General features: G+C 48.1%; 18 protein-coding genes. 14 read left to right on the plus strand and 4 right to left on the minus strand.

The features are described from left to right. Positions 1 to 246: 246 nt before the first annotated feature. On the plus strand, positions 247 to 777 hold the full coding sequence (locus B067_RS20055) for a hypothetical protein (protein WP_020700296.1): 531 nt from the start codon (positions 247 to 249) through the stop codon (positions 775 to 777). A gap of 210 nt (positions 778 to 987) precedes the next feature. On the opposite strand, the gene B067_RS0109545 is transcribed toward B067_RS20055, so the two are convergent. Then, complete coding sequence (locus B067_RS0109545) at positions 988 to 1,869, minus strand: LysR family transcriptional regulator (protein ID WP_019529854.1); 882 nt, start codon at positions 1,867 to 1,869, stop codon at positions 988 to 990. Between the two features lie 129 nt (positions 1,870 to 1,998). Between B067_RS0109545 and B067_RS0109550 the strand changes: the two genes are divergently transcribed. From B067_RS0109550 to B067_RS0109590, 9 genes are all read left to right on the plus strand, one after another. Then, positions 1,999 to 2,673, plus strand: coding sequence for a type 1 glutamine amidotransferase domain-containing protein (locus B067_RS0109550; RefSeq protein ID WP_019529855.1), 675 nt, complete (start codon positions 1,999 to 2,001; stop codon positions 2,671 to 2,673). Positions 2,674 to 2,964: 291 nt separating this feature from the next. Next, complete coding sequence (locus B067_RS0109555) at positions 2,965 to 3,837, plus strand: DMT family transporter (protein WP_019529856.1); 873 nt, start codon at positions 2,965 to 2,967, stop codon at positions 3,835 to 3,837. 710 nt (positions 3,838 to 4,547) lie between these two features. Further along, entirely contained in the window at positions 4,548 to 5,969 is a 1,422-nt protein-coding gene (locus tag B067_RS0109560; protein ID WP_205619962.1) for an ice-binding family protein, read from the plus strand. A 390-nt stretch (positions 5,970 to 6,359) separates the two neighbouring features. Beyond that, entirely contained in the window at positions 6,360 to 7,577 is a 1,218-nt protein-coding gene (gene chrA / locus B067_RS0109565) for a chromate efflux transporter (protein WP_019529858.1), read from the plus strand. 242 nt (positions 7,578 to 7,819) lie between these two features. Then, positions 7,820 to 11,326: a chromosome segregation protein SMC gene (smc, locus tag B067_RS0109570; protein WP_019529859.1), complete on the plus strand. Its 3,507-nt coding sequence runs from the start codon at positions 7,820 to 7,822 to the stop codon at positions 11,324 to 11,326. Positions 11,327 to 11,394: 68 nt separating this feature from the next. Then, a complete protein-coding gene (gene zipA, locus B067_RS0109575) occupies positions 11,395 to 12,435 on the plus strand; it encodes a cell division protein ZipA (RefSeq protein ID WP_019529860.1) in 1,041 nt (346 codons plus the stop codon). 39 nt (positions 12,436 to 12,474) lie between these two features. Next, positions 12,475 to 14,511 (plus strand): NAD-dependent DNA ligase LigA, encoded by a 2,037-nt coding sequence (ligA, locus tag B067_RS0109580; protein ID WP_019529861.1) that lies wholly within the window; start codon positions 12,475 to 12,477, stop codon positions 14,509 to 14,511. A gap of 18 nt (positions 14,512 to 14,529) precedes the next feature. Then, positions 14,530 to 15,141, plus strand: coding sequence for a transglycosylase SLT domain-containing protein (locus tag B067_RS0109585; RefSeq protein WP_019529862.1), 612 nt, complete (start codon positions 14,530 to 14,532; stop codon positions 15,139 to 15,141). Between the two features lie 13 nt (positions 15,142 to 15,154). Further along, positions 15,155 to 15,625, plus strand: coding sequence for a hypothetical protein (locus B067_RS0109590; protein ID WP_019529863.1), 471 nt, complete (start codon positions 15,155 to 15,157; stop codon positions 15,623 to 15,625). 63 nt (positions 15,626 to 15,688) lie between these two features. On the opposite strand, the gene B067_RS0109595 is transcribed toward B067_RS0109590, so the two are convergent. After that, on the minus strand, positions 15,689 to 16,129 hold the full coding sequence (locus tag B067_RS0109595) for a lactoylglutathione lyase (protein ID WP_026244552.1): 441 nt from the start codon (positions 16,127 to 16,129) through the stop codon (positions 15,689 to 15,691). Between the two features lie 65 nt (positions 16,130 to 16,194). On the opposite strand from B067_RS0109595, the gene B067_RS20060 reads away from it, so the two are divergent. Next, positions 16,195 to 16,563: a VanZ family protein gene (locus B067_RS20060; protein WP_019529865.1), complete on the plus strand. Its 369-nt coding sequence runs from the start codon at positions 16,195 to 16,197 to the stop codon at positions 16,561 to 16,563. Further along, on the plus strand, positions 16,560 to 17,009 hold the full coding sequence (locus tag B067_RS0109605; RefSeq protein WP_019529866.1) for a flavodoxin family protein: 450 nt from the start codon (positions 16,560 to 16,562) through the stop codon (positions 17,007 to 17,009). Before B067_RS20060 ends, B067_RS0109605 begins: the two co-directional genes overlap by 4 nt. 54 nt (positions 17,010 to 17,063) lie before the next feature. Here B067_RS0109605 and B067_RS20065 read toward each other — a convergent pair whose 3' ends face one another. Further along, a complete protein-coding gene (locus B067_RS20065) occupies positions 17,064 to 17,615 on the minus strand; it encodes an FHA domain-containing protein (RefSeq protein WP_019529867.1) in 552 nt (183 codons plus the stop codon). 193 nt (positions 17,616 to 17,808) lie between these two features. Here B067_RS20065 and B067_RS20070 point away from each other — a divergent pair, with 193 nt between their 5' ends. Then, positions 17,809 to 19,542: a protein kinase domain-containing protein gene (locus tag B067_RS20070; RefSeq protein ID WP_051083841.1), complete on the plus strand. Its 1,734-nt coding sequence runs from the start codon at positions 17,809 to 17,811 to the stop codon at positions 19,540 to 19,542. Here B067_RS20070 and B067_RS0109620 read toward each other — a convergent pair. Beyond that, positions 19,539 to 20,414: a LysR family transcriptional regulator gene (locus B067_RS0109620; protein ID WP_019529868.1), complete on the minus strand. Its 876-nt coding sequence runs from the start codon at positions 20,412 to 20,414 to the stop codon at positions 19,539 to 19,541. The genes B067_RS20070 and B067_RS0109620 overlap by 4 nt on opposite strands. A 143-nt stretch (positions 20,415 to 20,557) precedes the next feature. On the opposite strand from B067_RS0109620, the gene leuC reads away from it, so the two are divergent. Beyond that, positions 20,558 to 21,997: a 3-isopropylmalate dehydratase large subunit gene (leuC, locus tag B067_RS0109625; protein ID WP_026244553.1), complete on the plus strand. Its 1,440-nt coding sequence runs from the start codon at positions 20,558 to 20,560 to the stop codon at positions 21,995 to 21,997. Positions 21,998 to 22,001 lie beyond the last annotated feature (4 nt).

Here is a 22,001-nt window from a genome sequence, read left to right on the forward strand (position 1 = left end):
AAAGGACTCAACCGCTTCTCGTTGCGCAGCAAAGCCAAGGTGCAGGGCCAATGGCGTTTATTCTGCATGGTACACAATATCGAAAAGGTGATGCGTTACGGTGAAATGGAAAAAGAAAGAGCCCAAAAGGTGGCCTAAAGGGCAACTAATACGCGCTGACTGCGCATAATATGGCATTATGTCAAATAGATGTGGGTGGTTTCTACACAGTCTAGAATCATCCCATAAAACCAATAGAAGAGAGCTATGGACAGACGATTTTTCCCGAAACGTTTTTCTACAAGCTCGTTATGTGACAGAGGATTAAAAACCTTGGAACAACTTGAAATAGTGAAAAGGTATCTTCAAAGAATTGAAGCAATATATGAAGGGACACCATTGTTGCGAGGTAGCAATAAAAAATATTACGACGATGACGTCATATCTTTTTTCATTCATTGCTACCATGTCAGGGATTGGATTATTCACCTGAGTAATCGTGGTGTAAGTTCGAAAGAAATAGATAAATATATAGATAAAAACAGAGCATTAAGTATATGTGCTGATTTGGCAAATGGGTCAAAGCATTGCCAGCTAACACGTGCAACTCGAACTGAAGATCAGCCGCATGTAAGTGGGCGAGAAAGATACACCTCAAGATATGGCGATGAGGCAAGTATTATGAAATGCAAATATCGAATTATGAGTAATAAAAAAACACTTGATGCGTTAGAGTTAGCAAAAGAATGTGTCGCATTATGGGATGAGTACCTTGTTCAAATCAAAACAAACACATAACAAGCCGCTCAAATTCGTTCCGGCCACAAAAAAGCATGGCCTCCACCGGACTCGCTAATGCTCGCCGTTTAGCGGGGCGTTATATTTTTCACTAGAGGGTATATATGAAATTTGTAGTTATTATATTAATAGCTTTGTGTTCAGCTTGTACGGCATGTTAATAAGACACCCACCCTAAAAATAAACCAATAACCCAAGCCAGCCTACGACCTATTCCTCCCATCCCTCAAAGTGTTTCAACAAATAATCGACGGCCAAGCGAGCACGCATAGGCAGAAAGCGTCGATTTTGATAGACCAACCAGCTGCCAGAGCCTCGGCTCCAATAGGGCTCTAATATAGGGCTGAGTTCTCCCATTTTTACCGACTGTAAAAAATTAATTTTTGGCATATAGGCAATGCCTAGGTGTTGTTTGGATGCGCTAATAACTGCGTGTGCGTTATTACTTTTCCAGCGGCCGTTAACTTTTACCTCTTGGGTAATGCCTTCATGTTCAAACTGCCAGTGGTTGTTATTTGAAATGATACAGTTGTGGTTTTTTAACTGCTCTGGGCGAGTAGGGCTGCCGTGGTGCTGTAAATACTCTGCGCTGGCTACCGCCATTAATGGGCGGTCTAATAGTTTTCGTGCTACCAGCCCAGAATCTTCTAATTTGCCGTAGCGAATGGCAAAGTCGATGCCGTCTTCAACAAAATTGACTTTGCGACTGTTAAAGTCGATATCGACGGTTAGCTCTGGGTGCTGCTGTGCAAATGTTATTAATGCTGGGATGACATATTCCTCGGCAAAGGTGCCTGCCGCGCTTACCCGTAATGTGCCGTTTAGCTGAACTTGTTGGGAGTTGAGTTGTTCGTTGGCTTGTTGCAGGCCGTCCACTAAATCGCGGCATTGCTTATAGTAAGCTAGCCCGGCCTGAGTCAGGCTTACGCTGCGTGTGGTACGGGCCAGTAAGGCACTGCCTAGGCGCGCCTCAAGCCGTGAAACCTGCCGGCTGACATGGCTGGTGCTGCAGCCCATTTGTTTGGCTGCGGCTGAGAAACCCTGGCTTTCCGCCACGGCGACAAATTCTAGTATGCCTTCAAAATTATCCATAAGCTCTTATTGTTGCTGTTTGGCAATAGTAATTTGTCATATTACCGTATTGTTGCCATAAGTGTATGTCACTAAGATGATTGTAAGCGTAAGAAAAGACACTCAATTCATCACTACAGGGTAAGCATCATGAAAAAAATACTGATTCCAGTTACCAACCACGCAACATTAGGCGAAACCGACCAGGCTAACGGCACCTATGCTCCCGAGCTTAGCCATGCCTTGCAGGTGTTTTTAGACGCAGGCTTGGGTTACGACATCGCTTCTATTAAAGGTGGCAAAGCGCCTGTTTATGGGACTGATATTGAGGGTGACGCCGTAAACGAAGCCATTGTAAATAGCAGCGAATTTCAAAACCGTATTAACAATACTATCCCGGTTTCTCAAATCAATATCGATGACTATGACGCTGTGTATTATCCCGGTGGCTTTGGTTTGTTATCTGACCTAGTCAGCAATAAGGATTTTGCCCAGCTCAGTGCTAGCCATTATGAAAAGGGCGGTATCCTATCGTCGGTTTGTCACGGCCCAGCAGGGCTGTTACCCATTACCCTTAGTACGGGCGAAAAGCTACTTGCTAATAAATCCGTTACCGGTTTCACCCGTGAAGAAGAAATAGATTACGGCACCATAGGCGATATTCCCTTTTTGCTGGAAGAGTCTCTGGCGCGTAATGCTGCTCGTTATAGCAAGGTTCAACCTTGGAACGTGTTTGTTATTGAGGACGATAGGGTAATCACCGGGCAAAATCCTGCTAGCGCTCATGCGGTTGCTGAGGCTGTTGTTAAATTACTGGTGGGATGAGCTGATTACTAACTGTGCTGAAAAGAGGGCCATGCTAAAGGGTTGAATAAAGTGATCAACCCTTGGGCTGGCTGTCATGATAGGAGCTTGCTTGGGGTGGCTGTCATTATAGACGCTTGATAGCGGGCTTCTGGTTTATGGCTGCCTACTCTTACCTTGTCTTACATTTTTGAGGTGTAATAAGCAGATTTGCGTACAGTCTAGGCCTAGCTATTGCTTTATAATGGAGCTCTCAATCGCTTATAAATACCGTACGGCCCTCTAGCCTAAAGCCAGTACAAGGAGAACCCAATGTCTGATCGCCTTCGTGGTGATTTATTACTGGTGCTAGTTACTTTAATTGCTGCTGCAGGTTGGATTTTCTCCAAAAACGCTTTAGCGGTAGTGCCACCCTTTCTCTTTATTGCTATTCGCTTTCTCATGGCGGCCTGTTTGTTGATGCTGTTTTATCGACGACGCTTAATGTTACTCGGTAGGCAGCATTGGTGGTCTGCTATTAAAACCGGTGTGCTCTTTGCCATAGCCTTACTGTTATGGATTCAGGGTTTATTTCATAGCACTCACCTCGGTGAGGCCGCATTTATTTCTAGCCTAGCGGTAATATTTATCCCTTTAATGGGGCGGGTTGTTTACGGCCATCGAATTTCTAAGCAGCTACTATTGCCTATGTTACTGGCGGTATTAGGGCTTGCGGCTCTCACACTGCAAGGTGAAATCCACTTAGAGGTATCGCAACTTTATTTGCTACTAGGGGCGATATTTTTTGCGCTGCAATTTGTTGTTACTACGGTTCACGCGGCAAAAATGCCAGCCCTAACATTAGCCGCAATACAAATGGCTACTGTCGGCATCGTTGCTCTTATGGCGGCATTTTATACTGAACCCGTAACTTTCAATTGGAGCCTAGGTATTTGGGGCTGGGTATTAGCCAGCGCCTTAATCGCTTCGCTACTGCGCTTTAGCCTGCAAACCTATGCGCTGAGCATAAGTACTGCCAACAATGCCGGTATGGTAATGATATTAGAGCCCGTTTGGGTAACTATTCTAGGTGCTTATTTTATGTCGGAAACCTTAGCGGCAAACCAATGGCTAGGTTGTGGTTTGATTTTATTGGCGATGATTGTGTATCAACTTACCCGAATGAGGCTGTGGCGATACCGTTAAGCTGGAATTTAAGAATTGCAGGGGTTGGTGAATTCGGTTGATTACTTTTAAGGGCCTTGACAAGATAGTTTTAAGTTATTCATGTCAGTTTTTATTTTAATCGACTTACTCTGAATTTTTCATAGCTCAATGAGATCTGCGTCACAATACGGTGAATCGCTATAATTTAACGAAGTTACGAGATTCTATGAAATATTTCAGGTGTAAAATGTGAGGTATGAATTAGTCTATTTTTCTCGAAAAGTGATTGTTTTGGAAGTTATTAATGATTTTTATTCAATTATTTTAAAAAAATATTAACTGTTTTTTTTCACTTAAATATTTTTTATAAGAGAGACTATATGGCTATATAGTAGTCTTATTTGCATTTCGGTATCTATTTAACGTGCTTAGTTAATTGGTTGAAAGTACTTCCACTTTTAATATGACCCACCTATTTGTTGTTATTTGGCGCATAATGGCATCTGCCCTCCCGTCTAAGGCCTGCTTATAGACGAAACAAATGCTAAAAATTCGCACCTTACTCGTAATTAAAACAACAGCTCTCTTGTGGCATAAAGAAACGCCAGGTGAATACGAATATATAGTCCTCAGATAAGAGTAAAGCTCTTATCGTCAAAAAAATTGCAGCTCGTTTTTTCTACGATGAGCTCTTTTAATGGATATAAATAATGAAGACAATAGCCAGATTTGGAAATAGAAAAATATGGTTGACGACATTCATTCTCAGTACTTTATTAGTCGGCTGCGGAGGTAGTAACAGTAACCACGGTGGTACGGTTACCTATACTGCACCTACGGTTAGCTCAACAGCCCCTGCTGACTCTGCAACGTCGGTTGCGCTAAACAGCAGAGTGGTTGCCAGCTTTGACAAGGTGATGGACGCAAACAGTATTGATACGTTAAGTTTTACTGTGCAGGGTGCAGACGAACCCGCGCTCACAGGTACGGTAAGCTATGATGCCGGAAGTAAGACGGCGAGTTTTAGCCCAGGTAGTAATTTCAGCAGCAGTACTTTATACACTGCGACTCTCACTACCGCGGTAACTAGCGCGTCATCTGTAGGGTTGACCAGCGATTACGTTTGGAGTTTTACTAGTGGCACTACCGTTGATTCAACTGCGCCAACAGTAGTTTCTACTGACCCACAAAATGCTGCAACGGGGTTTGCACTCAATCACAGTATTACTGCTGTTTTTAGTGAAGATCTACAACCAGCAAGTGTTAACAGTGACAGTTTTAAATTGACTACAAACGGCGGTGCCGTTGTCGTTACTGGCTCTGTAAGCTACCAAGACAGATTGGTAAGTTTCACTCCTGATGATCAGCTAGCCCCTAGCACACTTTATACCGTTACTTTTACCACGGCGGTTACTGACCTTGCGGCAAATGCGCTGGCAGCAAACTATAGCTGGACTTTCACGACGGGTACTGAAATTGCTGAAGGCCCTGGCCCTATTAAACTGAGAACGGCTGGGGATTTTGTGGTGCTGACTAAAACGGGCATTACTAATGTTCATACCTCTGCTATTACCGGTAATATAGGCGCAAGCCCTATTACCGCTGCGGCGATGGACAATGTATTTTGTACGGAAATTACCGGTACTATCTATGGTGCAGACAATGCTTATACCGGTAGTGGCGCTGTAGGTTGTTTTGCGGGTTCAGCATCCGATAACACCTTAGTTGCTAATGCGGTACTCGATATGGAAACTGCCTATACCGATGCGGCGGGAAGAACAACGCCTGATTTTACCGAGTTATATGCGGGTGATATTAGTGGTCGCACCTTGGTGCCAGGTCTTTATAAGTGGGGTACCGATGTTTTGATTAACACCGATGTAACGCTTAATGGTAGTGCGAACGATGTTTGGATTTTTCAAATATCGGGTGACCTTATTCAGGCAAGTGCTACAAGTGTTTTCTTGACAGGCGGAGCGCTAGCCAAAAACGTATTTTGGCAGGTAGGTGGCGGTACCGGTGTCGCACTGGATACCACGGCACACTTTGAAGGTGTAGTGCTCGCAATAAAAGGCATTACCGTCAATACCAGTGCTTCTGTTAATGGCAGGCTGCTATCACAGACCGCAGTAACTTTAGATATGAACACGGTTACTCAGCCCGCACCCTAAAACAATTACTTCAATATAACCAAAGCCCGCCTCGCCAGATGCGGGCTTTTTTTTGTTTTAAAAAAGTCTACTAGGGCGGCACAAGGTGTGGAGAATATACGGACAAGGTCATAATGGGTAAAGAGCAGCACAGGTAATTCTGTAGGCAATTATGTAGGTGTCTTGATAGAAGAGGCGTTGTATGTTTTGGCGGCAATATTAAATACTAAGCTGTACTGCCAAGCATGACGCTGTATAGGCGTAGGAGTGTCGCCGTTAATGTTCTGTGTTTTTCTAAGCCGCGTAATACTAATCTCACGTGATTATGGTATACAGCTGTTACTGATATCGAGTTTACAATGCGGATTATTACTCACACATAAAACTTTAGCTTTCTGAGATGTTTACAGTATGCAGGCCAACGAATCATTAAGCGCTAGCCAAGGTAGTGTTGCTGAAGTCTTTAAAACTTTTCTTATTTTAGGCTTGACGTCTTTTGGTGGGCCGGTGGCGCATATTGCTTATTTTCGTAAAGAGTTAATAGTGCGGCGGGGCTGGGTGGGAGAGGCGCAGTTCAGTCAGCTATTGGCGATTTGCCAATTTATCCCTGGTCCGGCTAGCAGCCAGCTGGGTTTTGCTCTGGGCTTGTTACGGGCGGGGTGGCTGGGTGCTGTCGCGGCGTTTCTGGCGTTTACACTGCCATCGGTGTTGTTGCTGCTGGCTTTTGTTTATGCGCTGCCGGTTTTGTCGGGGCCGGTGGCTGAGTTGGCGATACACGGCCTTAAGTTGCTAGCCTGTGTGGTGGTGGCCGATGCGGTGCTGGCCATGGCGAAAAAGTTGTGCTCGGATCTTTATAGACAGAGTTTGGCCCTGTTGGCGGCTAGTGTTTTGTTGTTGTTGGATACATCTTGGGCTCAGATTGTGGTTATCGTGGCGGGCGCGGTTGCGGGTATGCTTTTTTGTCGTGTGACTGGCGATGAGGTTAGCGCTGAGAGCGGGGCTGAAATTCGGCTGCCCTATGGCAGGGGGCTGGGCTTAACGCTGTTCGCGGTGTTTTTATCGCTGCTATTTATTTTGGCTTGGGCGCCCAGTGAACTTGGCCTTTACTCGTTGACACAGGCGTTTTATAACGCTGGCGCTATGGTGTTTGGTGGTGGCCATGTGGTGTTGCCGCTGCTGGAGGAGTCGGTGGTGGCCAGTGGCTGGCTAACTAGCGAAGCCTTTTTGGCGGGTTATGGTGCGGCGCAGGCTGTACCGGGCCCGCTATTTTCCTTTGCGGCTTATCTGGGCGCTATAATCCCCACTACTTACGGGCCATGGTTGGGGGTACTCACAGCGGTGTTTTTCATCTTTCTGCCGGGCTTTCTTTTGTTGGCGGCAGCGCTGCCTGTGTGGCAGAGCATTGCCCATAACCCACTGGCGGCCAATGCGGTAGCCGGTGTTAATGCGGTGGTGGTGGGTGTTTTGGCGGCGGCGCTTTATGACCCTATAGTCACCTCTAGCATTATCACGGGGCTGGATGTCGTTATAGTCGCTGTTGGTTTTGCGCAATTAGCCCTGTGGCGACTCTCGCCGCTGTATGTGCTGCTTTGGTGTGTGCTGGCTAGCCTGCTGCCTGTTTGGTGGTGAGTTTAGGTCGAGGCAGCCCAGTCATATCGGCTGCTTGTTAATTGTTCTATTTGCCTGTATTTCAACCCATAGTCTAGTGTTACAAAAATCCCAAAAAACCTGTATTTCAACGTAGAGCTTAGGCGCTAAAAGCATTACACTGGCCACTAATTTTACGCTGTGCGGGCGTTGCCGCTGGCACTGTTGTTATATTGTAAAAAATATAATAAATACAAGACGTTATCTGAATAAGCTAAAGTAATATGCGACTTAAATCTATCAAGCTGGCGGGGTTCAAATCCTTCGTTGACCCTACAACTGTAAACTTTCCTAGCAATCTGGGCTGCGTGGTTGGTCCTAATGGCTGTGGTAAATCGAATATTATCGATGCGGTACGTTGGGTAATGGGTGAAAGCTCGGCCAAAAACCTACGTGGCGAAAACATGACCGACGTTATTTTTAACGGCTCGGTTAACCGCAAGCCCGTAGGCCAGGCTACTATTGAATTGGTGTTTGATAATAGCGACGGCACCTTGGGTGGTGAGTACTCCCGCTTTGGCGAAATAGCGATTAAGCGCCGAGTGACCCGTGAAGCGGTTTCTGATTACTTTTTAAACGGCGCTAAATGCCGCCGCCGCGACATTACCGATATCTTTTTAGGCACCGGCTTGGGCCCACGTAGTTACTCTATTATCGAACAGGGTATGATCTCGCGCTTGATTGAGTCCAAGCCCGAAGAGCTGCGGGTATTCATCGAAGAAGCTGCTGGCATTTCCAAATACAAAGAGCGCCGCCGCGAAACCGAAAACCGCATGCGCCGTACCATGGAAAACTTGGAGCGCTTGACTGACTTGCGCGATGAGATGGAGCGCCAGCTAGAAACCTTAAAGCGTCAGGCCCAAGCCGCCGAACGCTACGCCGAGCTGAAAAAAGAAGAGCGGGTATACACCGCGCAATTGCAGGCGCTGCAATGGCAGTGCCTAGATGGCGACGTTAAAAAGCGCGAGCAGGCGATACGCGATGCAGAGGTCAAACTAGAGGCGGTGATTGCCGAGCAACGCGCCATTGATGCCAGCATAGAAAAATACCGTGATGCCCACACCGAAGCTATGGATACTTTTAACGAGGTACAGGCCCGTTTTTACACCTTGGGCGGTGAAGTGACTCGCTTAGAGCAAAGCATTAAACACCAGCAAGATCGCAGCCGTCAGTTGCGTGATGACTTGCAGCAAACCGAACAAAACTACCAGCAAGCGCAGTCGCATTTACAGTCTGATAACCAAAATATGTCGCGCTGGTCTGAAGAGCTAGAGCAAATTGAGCCCGAGCTAGAGATGGCGCAAGCCTCCGAAGAGGAAACCGCCGAAACGCTACAAACCGCCGAAGAAGCCATGCAGCAATGGCAGCAGCAGTGGGATGAGTTCAACCTAGAGGCCAGCCAACCGCGCCAGCGCGCCGAAGTGCAGCAGTCGCGCATACAGCAATTTGAGCAAGTGCTCAGCCGTATGCAGGATAGGGTGGAAAAGTTAGAGCATGAACAGCAAGGCCTTAGCGCTGGCCCGGTAGAGGATGAAATTAATCTTTTGGCTGAGCAGCAAGCCGAACTGGATATGCAGCTGGAAGAGCAACAGCAGCGCATAGACGAACAAGCCGAGCTTATTAACGAGCAGCGCGATAGCAATAACGAAAGCAGCTCAGCGCTGGATGTAGCGCGCAACAAATTTCAAAGCCTACGCGGTAGGCAGGCCTCCTTAGAAGCGCTGCAGCAAGCAGCTTTGGGTCAGCAGGGCGGTGCTATCAATGAATGGCTAAGCAAAAATAGCTTGGCCGGTCAGGCTAGGTTGGCCGAGAATATTAAAGTTGCCAGCGGTTGGGAAACAGCGGTAGAGGCCGTGTTAGGTGAGCATCTGCAAGCGGTGTGTGTCGATGGCCTAGATGCTATCGCCGCTTTAACTGCGCAGCTACAAAAAGGCAGCATTACTTTATTAGACACAGCTACCGCCAGCCTTCACAACGGCAGCGCCGTGGCCGATACCCTAGCCAGTAAGGTAGAGGGCACGCAAGCGGCCAGCTTATTGGCCGGTGTATACGTGGCCGATGATTTACCCGCTGCGTTAGCCTTGCGCAATAAGTTAGAGGCTCATGAGTCGGTGGTAACTGCCGAAGGTTTATGGATAGGCCCCAACTGGTTGCGGGTTGCCAAAGACAGCGATGCCCAAGCCGGTGTGCTAAACCGCCAGCAAGAGTTAGAGTCGTTGAGCGCCGACATTGCCGAGTTAGAAATCAAAGTAGACGCGCTAGAAACTGAAATCAGCACTGGCCGCGACGCCTTAAAAACCGCTGAAACTTTGCGCGAGCAATTGCAGCGCGATTTGCAAGACGTCAACAAAAAACATACCGAGCTGCGCTCAGAGTTAAGTGGTAAGCAGGTGCAGGTAGAGCAAATTAGCGTGCGCCGCGAGCGCATTAATAGTGAGCTCACCGAAAGCCGTGAGCAATTCCAAGTTGAGCAAGAAGGCTTAGGCGAAGCGCGTATTATTTTGCAAGAAGCCATAGAGGCTATGGAGCAAGATGCCAATGAGCGTGAACGTCTATTGGCGGTGCGCGATGAAAGCCGCAGCAAACTAGACCAAGCTAGGCAAAGTGCTAGGCACGATAAAGATTCGGCCCATCAGTTGGCCATGCGCTATCAATCGCTGCGCGCGCAATTAGACTCTATGAATCAAAATATAGAGCGCACCCGCAGCCAAGTGGAACAGTTAGAAGAGCGCCGGGCCACCTTACAAGAAGGTATAGAAGGTGCCGACGAGCCCATAGAAGAATTGAAAATGGAGCTGGAGGCACAGTTGGAAGGCCGCTTAATGGTAGAGGAAGAGTTAACTACCGAGCGCGCTAAAGTTGATGAGTTTGAGCATGCCTTGCGCCAAGCCGAGCAGGGCCGCAGTGCGGTAGAGCAGCGCGCGCAAATCGTGCGTTCGGAGCTGGAATCACTGCGGGTGAATGTGCAGGGTTTGCAGGTTAGCCGTCGCGCTTTAGAAGAGCAGTTGATTGCCACCCAGTTTGATTTAGAAAACGTGTTGGCCAACTTGCCCGAAGAGGCTAGCGAGCCAGCTTGGCGTGAAGAGCTAGACTCTTTAGGTCGAAAAATTGCCCGTTTGGGTAATATCAATATGGCGGCGATAGACGACTACAAATCGCAGTCTGAGCGTAAGGTCTATTTAGATGCGCAAAATGATGATTTGATGGAAGCGCTGCAAACCTTAGAAAACGCCATTGCCAAAATTGATAAAGAAACGCGTCAACGTTTTAAAGATACCTTCGATACCGTCAATGTTGGTTTGCAAGAGTTGTTCCCGAAAGTGTTTGGTGGCGGTACCGCTTATTTAGAAATGACTGGCGATGATTTGCTCGATACCGGTATCGCTATTATGGCGCGGCCACCGGGCAAGCGTAACAGCACCATACATTTATTATCGGGTGGTGAAAAAGCACTCACCGCCATCGCCTTGGTATTTTCTATCTTCCGCCTCAACCCAGCGCCATTCTGTATGCTGGATGAGGTGGATGCACCACTTGATGATGCCAACGTAGGCCGCTATGCTCGTTTGGTAAAAGAAATGTCCAAGTCTGTACAGTTTATCTACATAACCCATAATAAAATTGCCATGGAAATGGCAGAACAATTATTAGGTGTTACCATGCACGAGCCAGGGGTTTCGCGTCTGGTAACGGTAGATGTAGATGAGGCCGCCGAACTGGCTGCCTTATAGCAATACGCATTATTGATAACATTATTAACAACAATATTCTTTGATAAAGGTAAAAGGGTAAAACAGCAATGGAGCTCGGTGTACGCGACTGGATGATAATTGTTGGCATACTGCTAATTGCGGTAGTCCTTTTTGATGGTTTTCGCCGCATGCGTAATGACCGGCGTGGCAAAATACGCATGTCGTTAAATAAAAACTTCGTTAACTCCAGTGGCGATATTGATGAGCCGGTTAATAAAGAAGTTTTAGGCGGCCCTAGAGTGATACCGCGTAAACCCGGTGACGCTATGGCTAAGCCTGCGTATGCTGACGATGACCTACAGCTGGATGAGGATGTGCCTATGCTGATGGAATCGATCAGTGCCACCGACTTTAGCGATGAAGAAGTGCTGGCGGGGGATGCATTTGAATCTGTGACCGAACTCGACACTGAATCTGAACTAGGCTCTGAATTAGATTCTGAATTAGGTTCTGAGCTAGGCCCTGAATTTGAGGCTGAGCCCGAAGCTGACTATGAAGTGGCAGCGCAAGAGCAAGAGTCGTTAGAGCCTGTCTATGAGGGTAATGATGACAATAGCTATGACGACGACAATGATCCCCTTTTTGCCAGCAATAAGCCGCAACAGCAAGAGCTAGATGTTATGCCCGCTGATGACAGCGATCAGGCTAACCGCAACCTAGGCCCGGAAGAAGTCATTATCATTAATGTCATGGCCAAAGGTAAGCCTTTTAAAGGCGCTGATTTGCTGCATATTTTATTGGCCTGCGATTGCCGTTTTGGCGATATGAATATTTTTCACCGTTATGAAAGTGCTAGTGGCATAGGCCCAGTACAGTTCAGTATAGTGAATAGTGTAGAGCCTGGAATTTTTGATTTAGATAATATCGAGCAGTTTTCTACTCCAGGTGTCTGCTTTTTTGTAAAAGTGCCTGGTCCGCAAAAGCCCATACAGGCCTTTGACTATATGGTAGAAACCGCCCAGTGCTTGGCAAAAAACCTCAACGGCGAATTGCGTGATGAAACCCGTAGCGTGATGACGGGGCAAACCCTAGAGCATTGCCGTAATCGCATACGCGAAATCGAGCGCAAGCAATTAACCCATGCCTAAGGGCGTACAGTTCCTCTATTATTACGGCTTACTATGTCGATGAGTTCTACTCCCGAGCAGCGTATCGCGCTGCTACGCCAAAGCATTAATCAACACAACTACCACTACTATGTTTTAGACGATGCCCGTGTTCCCGATGCGGAATACGATAGGCTAATGCGTGAGTTGCAAGCGCTGGAGTCAGAGCATCCGCTATTGATCAGTGCCGATTCGCCCACCCAGCGGGTGGGCGCCGAGCCTTTAGCGGCCTTTAAACAAGTGCAGCATGAACTGCCCATGTTATCGTTGGATAATGCTTTTAACGCCGATGACATGCGTGAGTTTGAAAAACGTTTATTGTCACGCTTGGATGAACCGCAAGCGCTATCGTACGTCTGCGAACCCAAACTCGACGGCATAGCAATTAGCCTATTATATAAAGACGGTGTGTTGCAGCGCGGTGCCACCCGCGGTGATGGCAATGTCGGTGAAGACATTACTCATAATGTACGTACCATCGCGTCCATACCCTTAAAGCTGGTCGGTGACGATTACCCAGCCATATTAGAAGTGCGCGGCGAAATCTATATGCCCAAGCGCAGCTTTGAAGCGTATAACGAACGTGCCTTGGCGGCAGATGAAAAGCCCTTTGCCAATCCGCGCAATGCTGCTGCCGGCACCTTGCGTCAGTTAGATCCCAAAATAGCCGCTCAGCGTCATTTGGAAATGTGCTGCTACGGCTATGGTTTGATTACCGATAGCGACGGTCAGCCACTGCAAATTGCTGACAAGCACAGCGAAATATTAAAGCAATGCCAACGCTGGGGTTTTCGTATTAATCCCGAAATGCGTGTGGTTAGCGGTGTCGCTGCCTGCTTGGAATACCACGACTACCTATTAGCAAAACGCCCCGAACTTAGTTACGACATAGACGGCATCGTCTTTAAAGTCGACGATGTAGAGCTGCAAAAACAATTGGGTTTTGTGTCGCGGGCACCGCGCTGGGCTATAGCCCATAAGTTTCCCGCCGAAGAAGAAATCACCCGCTTGTTAGGCGTGGATTTTCAAGTAGGCCGCACCGGCGCGATTACGCCAGTGGCTAGACTAGAGCCGGTATTTGTCGGCGGCGTAACGGTGAGTAATGCCACCTTGCATAACCGCGATGAAATAGCGCGCTTAGATGTACGCATTAACGATACCGTAATCGTGCGCAGAGCCGGTGATGTGATTCCGAAAGTGGTGAAGGTGGTATTAGAGCGCAGGCCTGACGATGCGAGCTTGATTGTGTTCCCTGAAAGCTGCCCGGTGTGTGAATCACCCATAGAGCGGGTAGAAGGTGAGGCGATTAGCCGCTGCACCGGTGCGGCAATTTGTGGCGCGCAGGTGAAAGAATCGATTAAGCACTTTGCCTCGCGCAAGGCTATGGATGTCGATGGCTTAGGCGATAAGCTGGTAGAGCAACTGGTAGATGAAGGCTTGATAAAATCAGTCGCCGATTTGTATACCTTAGAAGTAGAAAAGCTATGCACCTTAGAGCGTATGGCAGAAAAATCAGCTAACAACTTAGTCGCAGCCTTAGAGGCCTCTAAGCAAACGACCTTTGCGAAATTTTTATTTTCGCTGGGCATACGAGAAGTCGGTGAAGCTACTGCCAGCAACTTGGCGCAGCACTACGGTAATTTATCAGCCCTGCAACAAGCTGACGTTGAGTCGTTATTAAGTGTGGCCGATGTAGGGCCGGTGGGAGCGCAGCATGTGTATGATTTTTTTCACGCGCCTCACAGCCAAGAATTATTAGAAAGCCTGCAAGCTTGTGGTATTACGTGGCCCGACATAAAAGTGAAGTCGGAGGCCGAATTACCGCTTAAGGGCTTAACCTATGTGGTAACGGGTAGTTTGGAAACTATGGATAGATCCGATGCCAAGCAGCGTTTGCAAGATTTAGGTGCCAAGGTCGCTGGCAGTGTCTCTAAAAAAACCCATTGCGTGGTGGCGGGGCCGGGAGCGGGCTCAAAGTTAGCCAAGGCGCAGGAGCTGGGTGTTGAAATTTTAGATGAAAAAATGTTTTTATCCTTACTCGCCCAATACCAACAATAATAAAGCTATAGGCTTACTATGACAGCCCGCATTGCTATTCTGAGTTTACTCACCGGTTTGTTATTTCTGACTGGCTGTACTACTGCACCACCTAAAAACCTCGATAATGTCTGTGAAATATTTCGTGAAAAAGATGATTGGTATGAAGATGCTGCTGATGCTAGAGAGAACTGGGGTTCATCTATAGGCACGATGATGGCGATGATGCATCAGGAGTCGCGCTTTCGCGCTAAGGCGCAGCCACCAAGAGAATGGTTGTTAGGTATTATTCCTTGGTTTAGAGCCTCTAGCGCCTACGGTTATTCGCAGGCCAAAGATGGCACTTGGGAGGACTATCAGCGTGGCAGCGGTAATTACGGTGCTGATAGGGATGATTTTGACGATGCCATCGATTTTATCGGCTGGTATAACAGTGTCAGTATGCAGCGCTGTAATATTAAGCGCGATGATACCTACCATTTGTATCTGGCCTATCATGAAGGTCAAGGAGGGTTTAATCGGCGTACCTTTAAAAATAAAGGCTGGTTAAAAGTGGTGGCAAAAAAAGTCTCTGCTAGGGCGCGGCGCTATAATGGACAGCTCAGTGCTTGTGAGGAATCGTTAAAAGAACCGTGGTGGTATTTGTTTTAATGGAAGAGCAGCGATGTTGTTAGCGCTAAAGGGCTGGTGTTTATCGGCCTATACAAAAGATAGGGCGTTGATTTTTTTATTCGCGATTATTTTTATTTCTTGTGCGGCCAGTTATTATTTTGCTGATGATGAGCCGGCAAGCAATGTATCTGATAATGCCAGTAGTTTACTTAGGGATTATTATCGCTCACCGCTGAATATGTCTGATGCCTATCAGTACTGTGTGCAAGAGGCACAGACGCAATTGGGCGCATCCCTGCAGCGCTATGCTATGGATGATATTTCTACCCGCTATAAGCATGAACAGGGCGTTTTTTTTGTGGTGCTAAGAGTGGATGTGGGCAGTCTTAATGATTATCGCAAGGCGATGATTTATTGTGACGTTGATCCTAAAGTTTATAGGGTGAGTTACTATAAAGAGGTTTATCTGGGTGAGGATAGATCCATATTGTCACGCACTATAGAGTTTTTCTCTGATCTGTAATAACACCAATAAAACTACGTGTTTAGCGCCCTGCGGAGTTTATGCGTAGGCGCTATGTTTAGTTTACCATTGCCCTTGGTTGGGCATGGAGAGCCAAGGTTCTTGCGGTTGCTGCTGTTCACCTTTTTGTAGTAGCTCTATAGAAATGCCGTCGGGAGATAGAATAAACGCCATATAACCATCGCGAGGCGGGCGGTTAATGGTCACGCCTAGCTCTAGTAGTTGTTGGCAGGTTTGGTAAATATCATCCACGGCGTAGGCTAGGTGACCAAAGTTGCGGCCCTTGTCGTAGTCCTCGCTATCCCAGTTATAGGTGAGTTCTAGGCAGGGTCTATGTTCCTGTGTGGCTAAGGCGGCATCACCCGACGCTGCTAGAAAAATTAGGGTAAAACGACCTTGTTCGTGATCGGTACGTTTAACTTCTATCATATTGAGTTTATTGCAGTAAAAATCCAAACTGACGTCTAAATCTTTTACTCTAACCATGCTGTGTAAATACTGCATAGGATTTACTCCTGGGTCGCTGCGCGTTTTGCTATGATAACGCATATTTTTTAGAGATAGGGCTTATGTTGCTTTGCTATAGAATAGTTTTTTACTTTACTGCTGTCACAGTGCTGTCGCTATCCTTATTGTCCTTAGATGAGGATTTTATCAGTACCGGCTGGGATAAAACCAATCACTTATTAGCTTTTTTTGTATTGGCTGCGCTGATTGATAGCGCCTATCCTTTATGGGCCTACTGGCGCTGCAAGGTAATGCTGCTTATCGCCTTTGGCTTGTTGATAGAGGTGTTGCAGTTTTTTACCGGCTATCGATTATTCTCCTGGCTGGATTTGTTGGCTGATAGTTTGGCGTTGTGCCTGTTTTATCCCTTTAGAGGGTATTGGGCGGCCGGCCTGCGTTGGGGTGAGCGTTTAATAGGCAAAAGCAAATGAAAAAAATTCTGATTGTTTATCATAGTCAATCCGGTAATACCGCACAGTTGGCGCAGGCGGTATTAAAGGGCGCTAGTGCCGACGCTGAGGTGAGCTTACTGCCGGCTATGGAAGCGGGTGTGGCCGATTTACAGGCTTGCGATGCGGTAATCTTTGGCTCACCAGAGAACTTTGGTTATTTATCTGGGGGCTTAAAAGATTTTTTAGATAGAACTTTTTACCCCTTAGAGCCTTATCAATTGAATATCCCTTACGGCTGTTTTATTAGCGCAGGTAACGATGGCAGTGGTGCTGTTAGGCAGATCGAGCGTATTGCTAAAGGTTATCCGCTGCGTAAAGTCGCTGATCCGGTAATTGTTAAAGGCCAAGTTAGTGAGAGTGGTTTAAGCCGGTGTGAAGAATTGGGGGCGACCTTTGCCGCCGCATTGTCTATGGGTATTTTTTAAGCGCGGTTATAGGTGTTGTTTTAGGGTTAGCGATATTACTAACGCTGCTAACGTTTATAATTGCGTAATTAGAAACGCTATGCCCGCAAGTACTGCTGCCACTGTGCAAACGCATAGCGCGGTGATAATGGCATTTTTAATTTTTTTGCTTTGGTTGTAGTGATCGTTTTCGCTGCGGTTGCCGGGTGAAGTAGGCTTGGTTTTCCACTGTTTTTTGTCGGCGGGTATTTCTGGGATTAGGGGCTTGGGTTTCGCTTTGGGTAGTATCGCCGGCCTAATTCTGGTGGCGTTAATATCTTGCTGTTCACCGGGACCTTCTACGGAAAAGGTCAGCACATCAAATTGAATTTGATCGCCAGGTATTAGCTCGGCTTGGCTAACTTGCTTACCGTTAACAAAGGTACCGTTAGAGGAACCTAAGTCTTTAACCAATAATTTATTACCACTAATCGCAATTTCGGCGTGGCGGCGCGATAGGTGAGTGCCGGGTATGGTGATGTCGCAATCCGAGTCGCGGCCTAATACTGTATGTTGCGCCAGAGGAAACACTTGCCCTTTTAACCAATCGCCGTTGGCTACGAGTTGCCATTCTTTTTGATTATTCATAGCTATATTTTTGCTTTTATCGTGAGGTGGTTAATAAATATACGTGTACCGTTTGTGGCCCAGTACTAGCAGATTAGCGCAACTATTGGCTGAAAAAACAGTGCGACAAAAGTGCTAAGGCCCGTCTATACTTCAGCCAACACTTAGCATTTTAGCGCTAACTCCTTGAACTCGCACTATTAATTATCATTCTATGCAACTTGCCATCCAGCTCCCCGGATACAGTATTGCTGCGCCTTTAGGTAAAGGGGCGATGGCCACCGTTTATTTGGGGGAGCAATTATCCCTACACCGTGCGGTAGCCATTAAGGTGTTAGATGCCGCTTTGGTGGATGATGACACGGTGCAGGCGCAGTTTCAGCAAGAGTCTTTGCTGGTGGCCAGCTTAAATCATCCCAATATTATTCAGGTGATAGATCAGGGCGTGAGCGCTGATGGCCAGCCTTATTTTGTTATGCAGTATGTCAAAAGCGTTAACCTCAGCGCTGTGTTATCTCGGCCGGATGTGGCCCTTACCCGTAAAATCGACATCGTCATGCAAATCTGCAAGGCGCTCTCTTATGCGCACCGTAATGGCGTGGTGCATAGGGATATTAAGCCTGCCAACATTCTAGTCGATTACGACGGCCATGTGCGAGTGGTGGATTTTGGCATTGCCGGTTATTTTGCGCAACAGGCTGAGGACCAGGCCATTATGGGTACACCGGCCTATATGGCGCCCGAGCAGGCTGAGGGCAAGGTGGTGAATGCTCTAGCGGATTTATATGCCTTAGGTGTATTAATGCATGAGTTGTTTTACGGCGGCCAGCCCGGGCTCTGCTCGGCAACGAGCTCTGTACCTAAGGTGCTGGCGAGCTTGATCGATGAATGCCTTAGCCGCGAGCCTTTGCTGCGCCCTAAAAGCGCCGATGAGATACGCCAGCGTTTATTGTTGATTCTGCAAGGCAAGCATTTGAACGAACACCGCTGGGAGGGTGAGCAATCGCAAGAGGGCTTGCCCGCAGCTTATAAATTACTGGATGTTTTAAAAGAGAATCACTACGGCGCCACCTATTTGGTGAGCGACCCCAAGCGCAAGCGTTTGCTGGTGGTAAAAAAGCAAAAATGTGCCTACGAAGGTGAGGCTTACAATGTTAATAAAAACCTAACAGGACTAGAGCATCCCCATATCGCTAAGGTTTACGGCACCGCTAAAAATCAGCGGGCATTTATTTCGGTATTGGAGTATGTCGGCGGTGGCAGTTTGGAGGAGCGCTTAAGTCAGGCCTTTCCACTGGCGCATTGGTTATTATTGGCACAGCAAATGTGTGATGCCCTCAATTACGCCCACAGCAAAGGCATAGTGCATGGCAATTTGCGGCCCAGTAATCTGCTGTTGTATAAACCGGGCCAAATAAAGCTCAGCGATTTTGGTTATACCGATCACTCTGACAAGGCTAATGACTGGTATCAACCATCCGATGAAGAGAAGTCGCCACTCAGTGATATCTATTCAGCGGCGGCAGTGTTGTTCCATTTGCTAACCGGCCAGCCGGTAGCGATGCAGCAGGGCCAGTTGGTCAATGAGTCGCAGATGGCGATATTACCTTTGCCTCTGCAGGCGGTATTGAAAAAGATGCTGGCTATAGACCCCGGCCAGCGTTACCGCAACTGTGACGAGGTGAAGCAAGCCTTGCAGGCCTTTAGCAATGATCAGCAAACCCTCATCATACGCCCCAGAGTGGTGGCGCAAGCTGATGGCCATGACCAGCTGTCGCCACGGCCCAGCTCGCGTCGCAAGGCCTGGGCAGGTGCTGTGTTGCTAGTGTTGGTGATAGGGGCTGTGCTGGCCGAGTTGTGCTGGATGGCCAGCCAGGGTTATTTGGGCGAGCACTTGCAGCAGCAGGTAGCGCCGTTGCTAGCAAGGTTGTTGGCGCTATGGCCTTAGCCTAAACGGCGGTGTTCGTTTAGGGCGGCGACAAACGCTTGCGCGGCATTACTGAGGCTGCGGTTGGGGTGGTAGATGTAACCCAGCTTGCGGCTGAGGCTGAGGCCTGCAATGCTGATGGGGCTGAGCTGTTGATCTAGCATGGTTTTCGGTAACACGCTCCAGCCCAGCCCTATGGATACCATCATCTTTATTGTTTCCAAATAATTAGTAGCCATGCTGGTGTTGAGTTTGAGCTTATGCTGGCTAAATAGCTCGGCGACTATACGTCCTGTGTAGGTGTTTAAACCGGGCAAAATTGCATTGTATTTGCTGAGCATTTTCGGGGTAATGATGGCTTTGCTGGCCAGTGGGTGATCGGCGGCGACTACTAAGGTGAGTTCATCATCCCATACCTGATTGTGGCTGACTAAGCTATGGCCGGGGTCTAGGGTGACTACCCCCAGCTCAATCTGGCCGTGCATAACCTGCTCGTGAGCCTCTTCCGAATCCATAAAGTCTATCGCTAAGTGCACTTTTGGGTAGCGTTTGCTGTATGCCTGTAACACCGGCGGCAGCCTGTGCAGGCCTATGTGATGGCTAATACCTATGCTGAGGGTGCCGGCAACCGTACCACGCAGCTCACGCACGCTGCGTTCGGCTTCTTTCACATCTTGCAGAATTTGCAGCGCCTTGGGGTATAGCTCTCGGCCTGCTTCGGTAAGCTGGGTGCTGCGGCCTATGCGGTCAAACAGCTTGCAGTCTAGCTGTGACTCCAGCCCCGCTATGCGTTTGCTAACGGCGGGTTGGGTGAGGTGTAACTGCTCGGCGGTGACGGAGAAAGAGCCGCTGTCAGCCACGAGTATGAATGCTTGTAGGGATTGAGTGTCCATGGCTGCAGGCTAGAGTATTCCTTTTTGGAATGCAAACTATAAAAAATATGAATTTGTGTTATTCGTGCACCCTGCATACAATGCTTGGCATAGCTTATTTAATGCCAATTAAGGCTTCGTTAGTGAATATTTGAGGTGGGCTGATGTCTGCAACAACAAAGACTCTTTATGACAAATTGTGGGATTCCCACCTAGTTAAACAGCGTGATGACGGCTCGGCGCTTATTTATATCGATCGCCAGCTAGTGCACGAAGTCACCTCGCCGCAGGCCTTTGAAGGCTTGCGCTTGGCCGGCCGCCCCTTGTGGCGTGTCGATGCCAACTTGGCAACGCCCGATCATAATGTGCCTTCCGATGTAACTGAACGCGCGGGTGGCATCGCTGGCATAGTGGACGAGATCTCACGCATACAGGTGCAAACCCTAGATGATAACTGCGAGAGCTTTGGTGTTACCGAGTTTAAAATCAACGATGTGCGCCAAGGCATAGTGCATGTGGTTGGCCCCGAGCAGGGCGCAACCTTGCCCGGCATGACCGTGGTGTGTGGCGACTCTCATACTGCTACCCATGGTGCCTTAGGTGCCTTGGCCCACGGCATAGGGACTTCTGAGGTTGAGCACGTGATGGCCAGCCAGTGCCTAGTGCAGAAAAAAATGAAAAACATGTTGGTTAAGGTCGATGGCAAATTAGGTTTTGGCGTCACTCCTAAAGATGTGGTGTTGGCTGTGATTGGTAAAATTGGCACCTCTGGTGGCAACGGCCACGCCATAGAATTTGGCGGTGAAGTGTTTCGCAACATGTCTATAGAAGGCCGCATGACGGTGTGTAATATGGCCATAGAAGCTGGTGCTCGTGTGGGCATGGTAGCGGTAGATGACAAAACAATTGATTATGTTAAAGGCCGGCCTTTTGCGCCTACCGATGCACAGTGGGATGCCGCCGTTGCCCAGTGGCGCACCTTGCACAGCGATGAGGGTGCGCACTTTGATACCGTGGTCGAATTAAACGCCGATGACATTATTCCGCAGGTGACCTGGGGTACTTCGCCAGAGATGGTGGTGGCGGTTAACCAAACCGTACCCGCCCCCAGCGACTTTAGCGAGCCGGTAAAACAGACTGCCGCTAAGCGCGCCCTCGAATATATGGGGCTTACTGCAGGCATGGCGATTACCGATATTAAATTGGATAAAGTCTTTATAGGTTCATGCACCAACTCGCGTATAGAAGATTTACGCGCTGCTGCTGCGGTGGTTAAAGGTCGTAAAAAAGCTGATAGCGTGATTCAAGCTTTGGTCGTGCCTGGCTCAGGTTTAGTAAAAAAGCAGGCGGAAGAAGAGGGCTTGGATAAAATCTTTATCGAGGCTGGTTTGGAATGGCGTGACCCCAGCTGCTCCATGTGCTTGGCGATGAACTCCGATAAGTTAGGTGCCGGTGAGCATTGTGCCTCTACCTCTAACCGTAACTTTGAAGGGCGCCAAGGCTTCGGCGGCCGCACCCATTTGGTTAGTCCTGAAATGGCCGCGGCCGCTGCAATTGCAGGCCACTTTGTTGATGTACGCGACATGATGCGCGCGGAGGCTTAAGAAT

The organism is Dasania marina DSM 21967 (assembly GCF_000373485.1).
Taxonomy (GTDB): domain Bacteria; phylum Pseudomonadota; class Gammaproteobacteria; order Pseudomonadales; family Dasaniaceae; genus Dasania; species Dasania marina.

Excerpts from the sequence above, each read along its gene's own strand:
- B067_RS0109605 (WP_019529866.1), top strand. The coding sequence starts at position 16,560 with ATGAAAAAAATTCTGATTGTTTATCATAGTCAATCCGGTAATACCGCA.
- smc (WP_019529859.1), top strand. The coding sequence starts at position 7,820 with ATGCGACTTAAATCTATCAAGCTGGCGGGGTTCAAATCCTTCGTTGAC.
- B067_RS20070 (WP_051083841.1), top strand. The coding sequence starts at position 17,809 with ATGCAACTTGCCATCCAGCTCCCCGGATACAGTATTGCTGCGCCTTTA.
- B067_RS0109545 (WP_019529854.1), bottom strand. The coding sequence starts at position 1,869 with ATGGATAATTTTGAAGGCATACTAGAATTTGTCGCCGTGGCGGAAAGC.
- ligA (WP_019529861.1), top strand. The coding sequence starts at position 12,475 with ATGAGTTCTACTCCCGAGCAGCGTATCGCGCTGCTACGCCAAAGCATT.
- B067_RS0109620 (WP_019529868.1), bottom strand. The coding sequence starts at position 20,414 with ATGGACACTCAATCCCTACAAGCATTCATACTCGTGGCTGACAGCGGC.
- B067_RS20055 (WP_020700296.1), top strand. The coding sequence starts at position 247 with ATGGACAGACGATTTTTCCCGAAACGTTTTTCTACAAGCTCGTTATGT.
- leuC (WP_026244553.1), top strand. The coding sequence starts at position 20,558 with ATGTCTGCAACAACAAAGACTCTTTATGACAAATTGTGGGATTCCCAC.
- B067_RS0109595 (WP_026244552.1), bottom strand. The coding sequence starts at position 16,129 with ATGCAGTATTTACACAGCATGGTTAGAGTAAAAGATTTAGACGTCAGT.
- zipA (WP_019529860.1), top strand. The coding sequence starts at position 11,395 with ATGGAGCTCGGTGTACGCGACTGGATGATAATTGTTGGCATACTGCTA.
- B067_RS20060 (WP_019529865.1), top strand. The coding sequence starts at position 16,195 with ATGTTGCTTTGCTATAGAATAGTTTTTTACTTTACTGCTGTCACAGTG.
- chrA (WP_019529858.1), top strand. The coding sequence starts at position 6,360 with ATGCAGGCCAACGAATCATTAAGCGCTAGCCAAGGTAGTGTTGCTGAA.
- B067_RS0109550 (WP_019529855.1), top strand. The coding sequence starts at position 1,999 with ATGAAAAAAATACTGATTCCAGTTACCAACCACGCAACATTAGGCGAA.
- B067_RS0109590 (WP_019529863.1), top strand. The coding sequence starts at position 15,155 with ATGTTGTTAGCGCTAAAGGGCTGGTGTTTATCGGCCTATACAAAAGAT.
- B067_RS0109585 (WP_019529862.1), top strand. The coding sequence starts at position 14,530 with ATGACAGCCCGCATTGCTATTCTGAGTTTACTCACCGGTTTGTTATTT.
- B067_RS0109555 (WP_019529856.1), top strand. The coding sequence starts at position 2,965 with ATGTCTGATCGCCTTCGTGGTGATTTATTACTGGTGCTAGTTACTTTA.
- B067_RS20065 (WP_019529867.1), bottom strand. The coding sequence starts at position 17,615 with ATGAATAATCAAAAAGAATGGCAACTCGTAGCCAACGGCGATTGGTTA.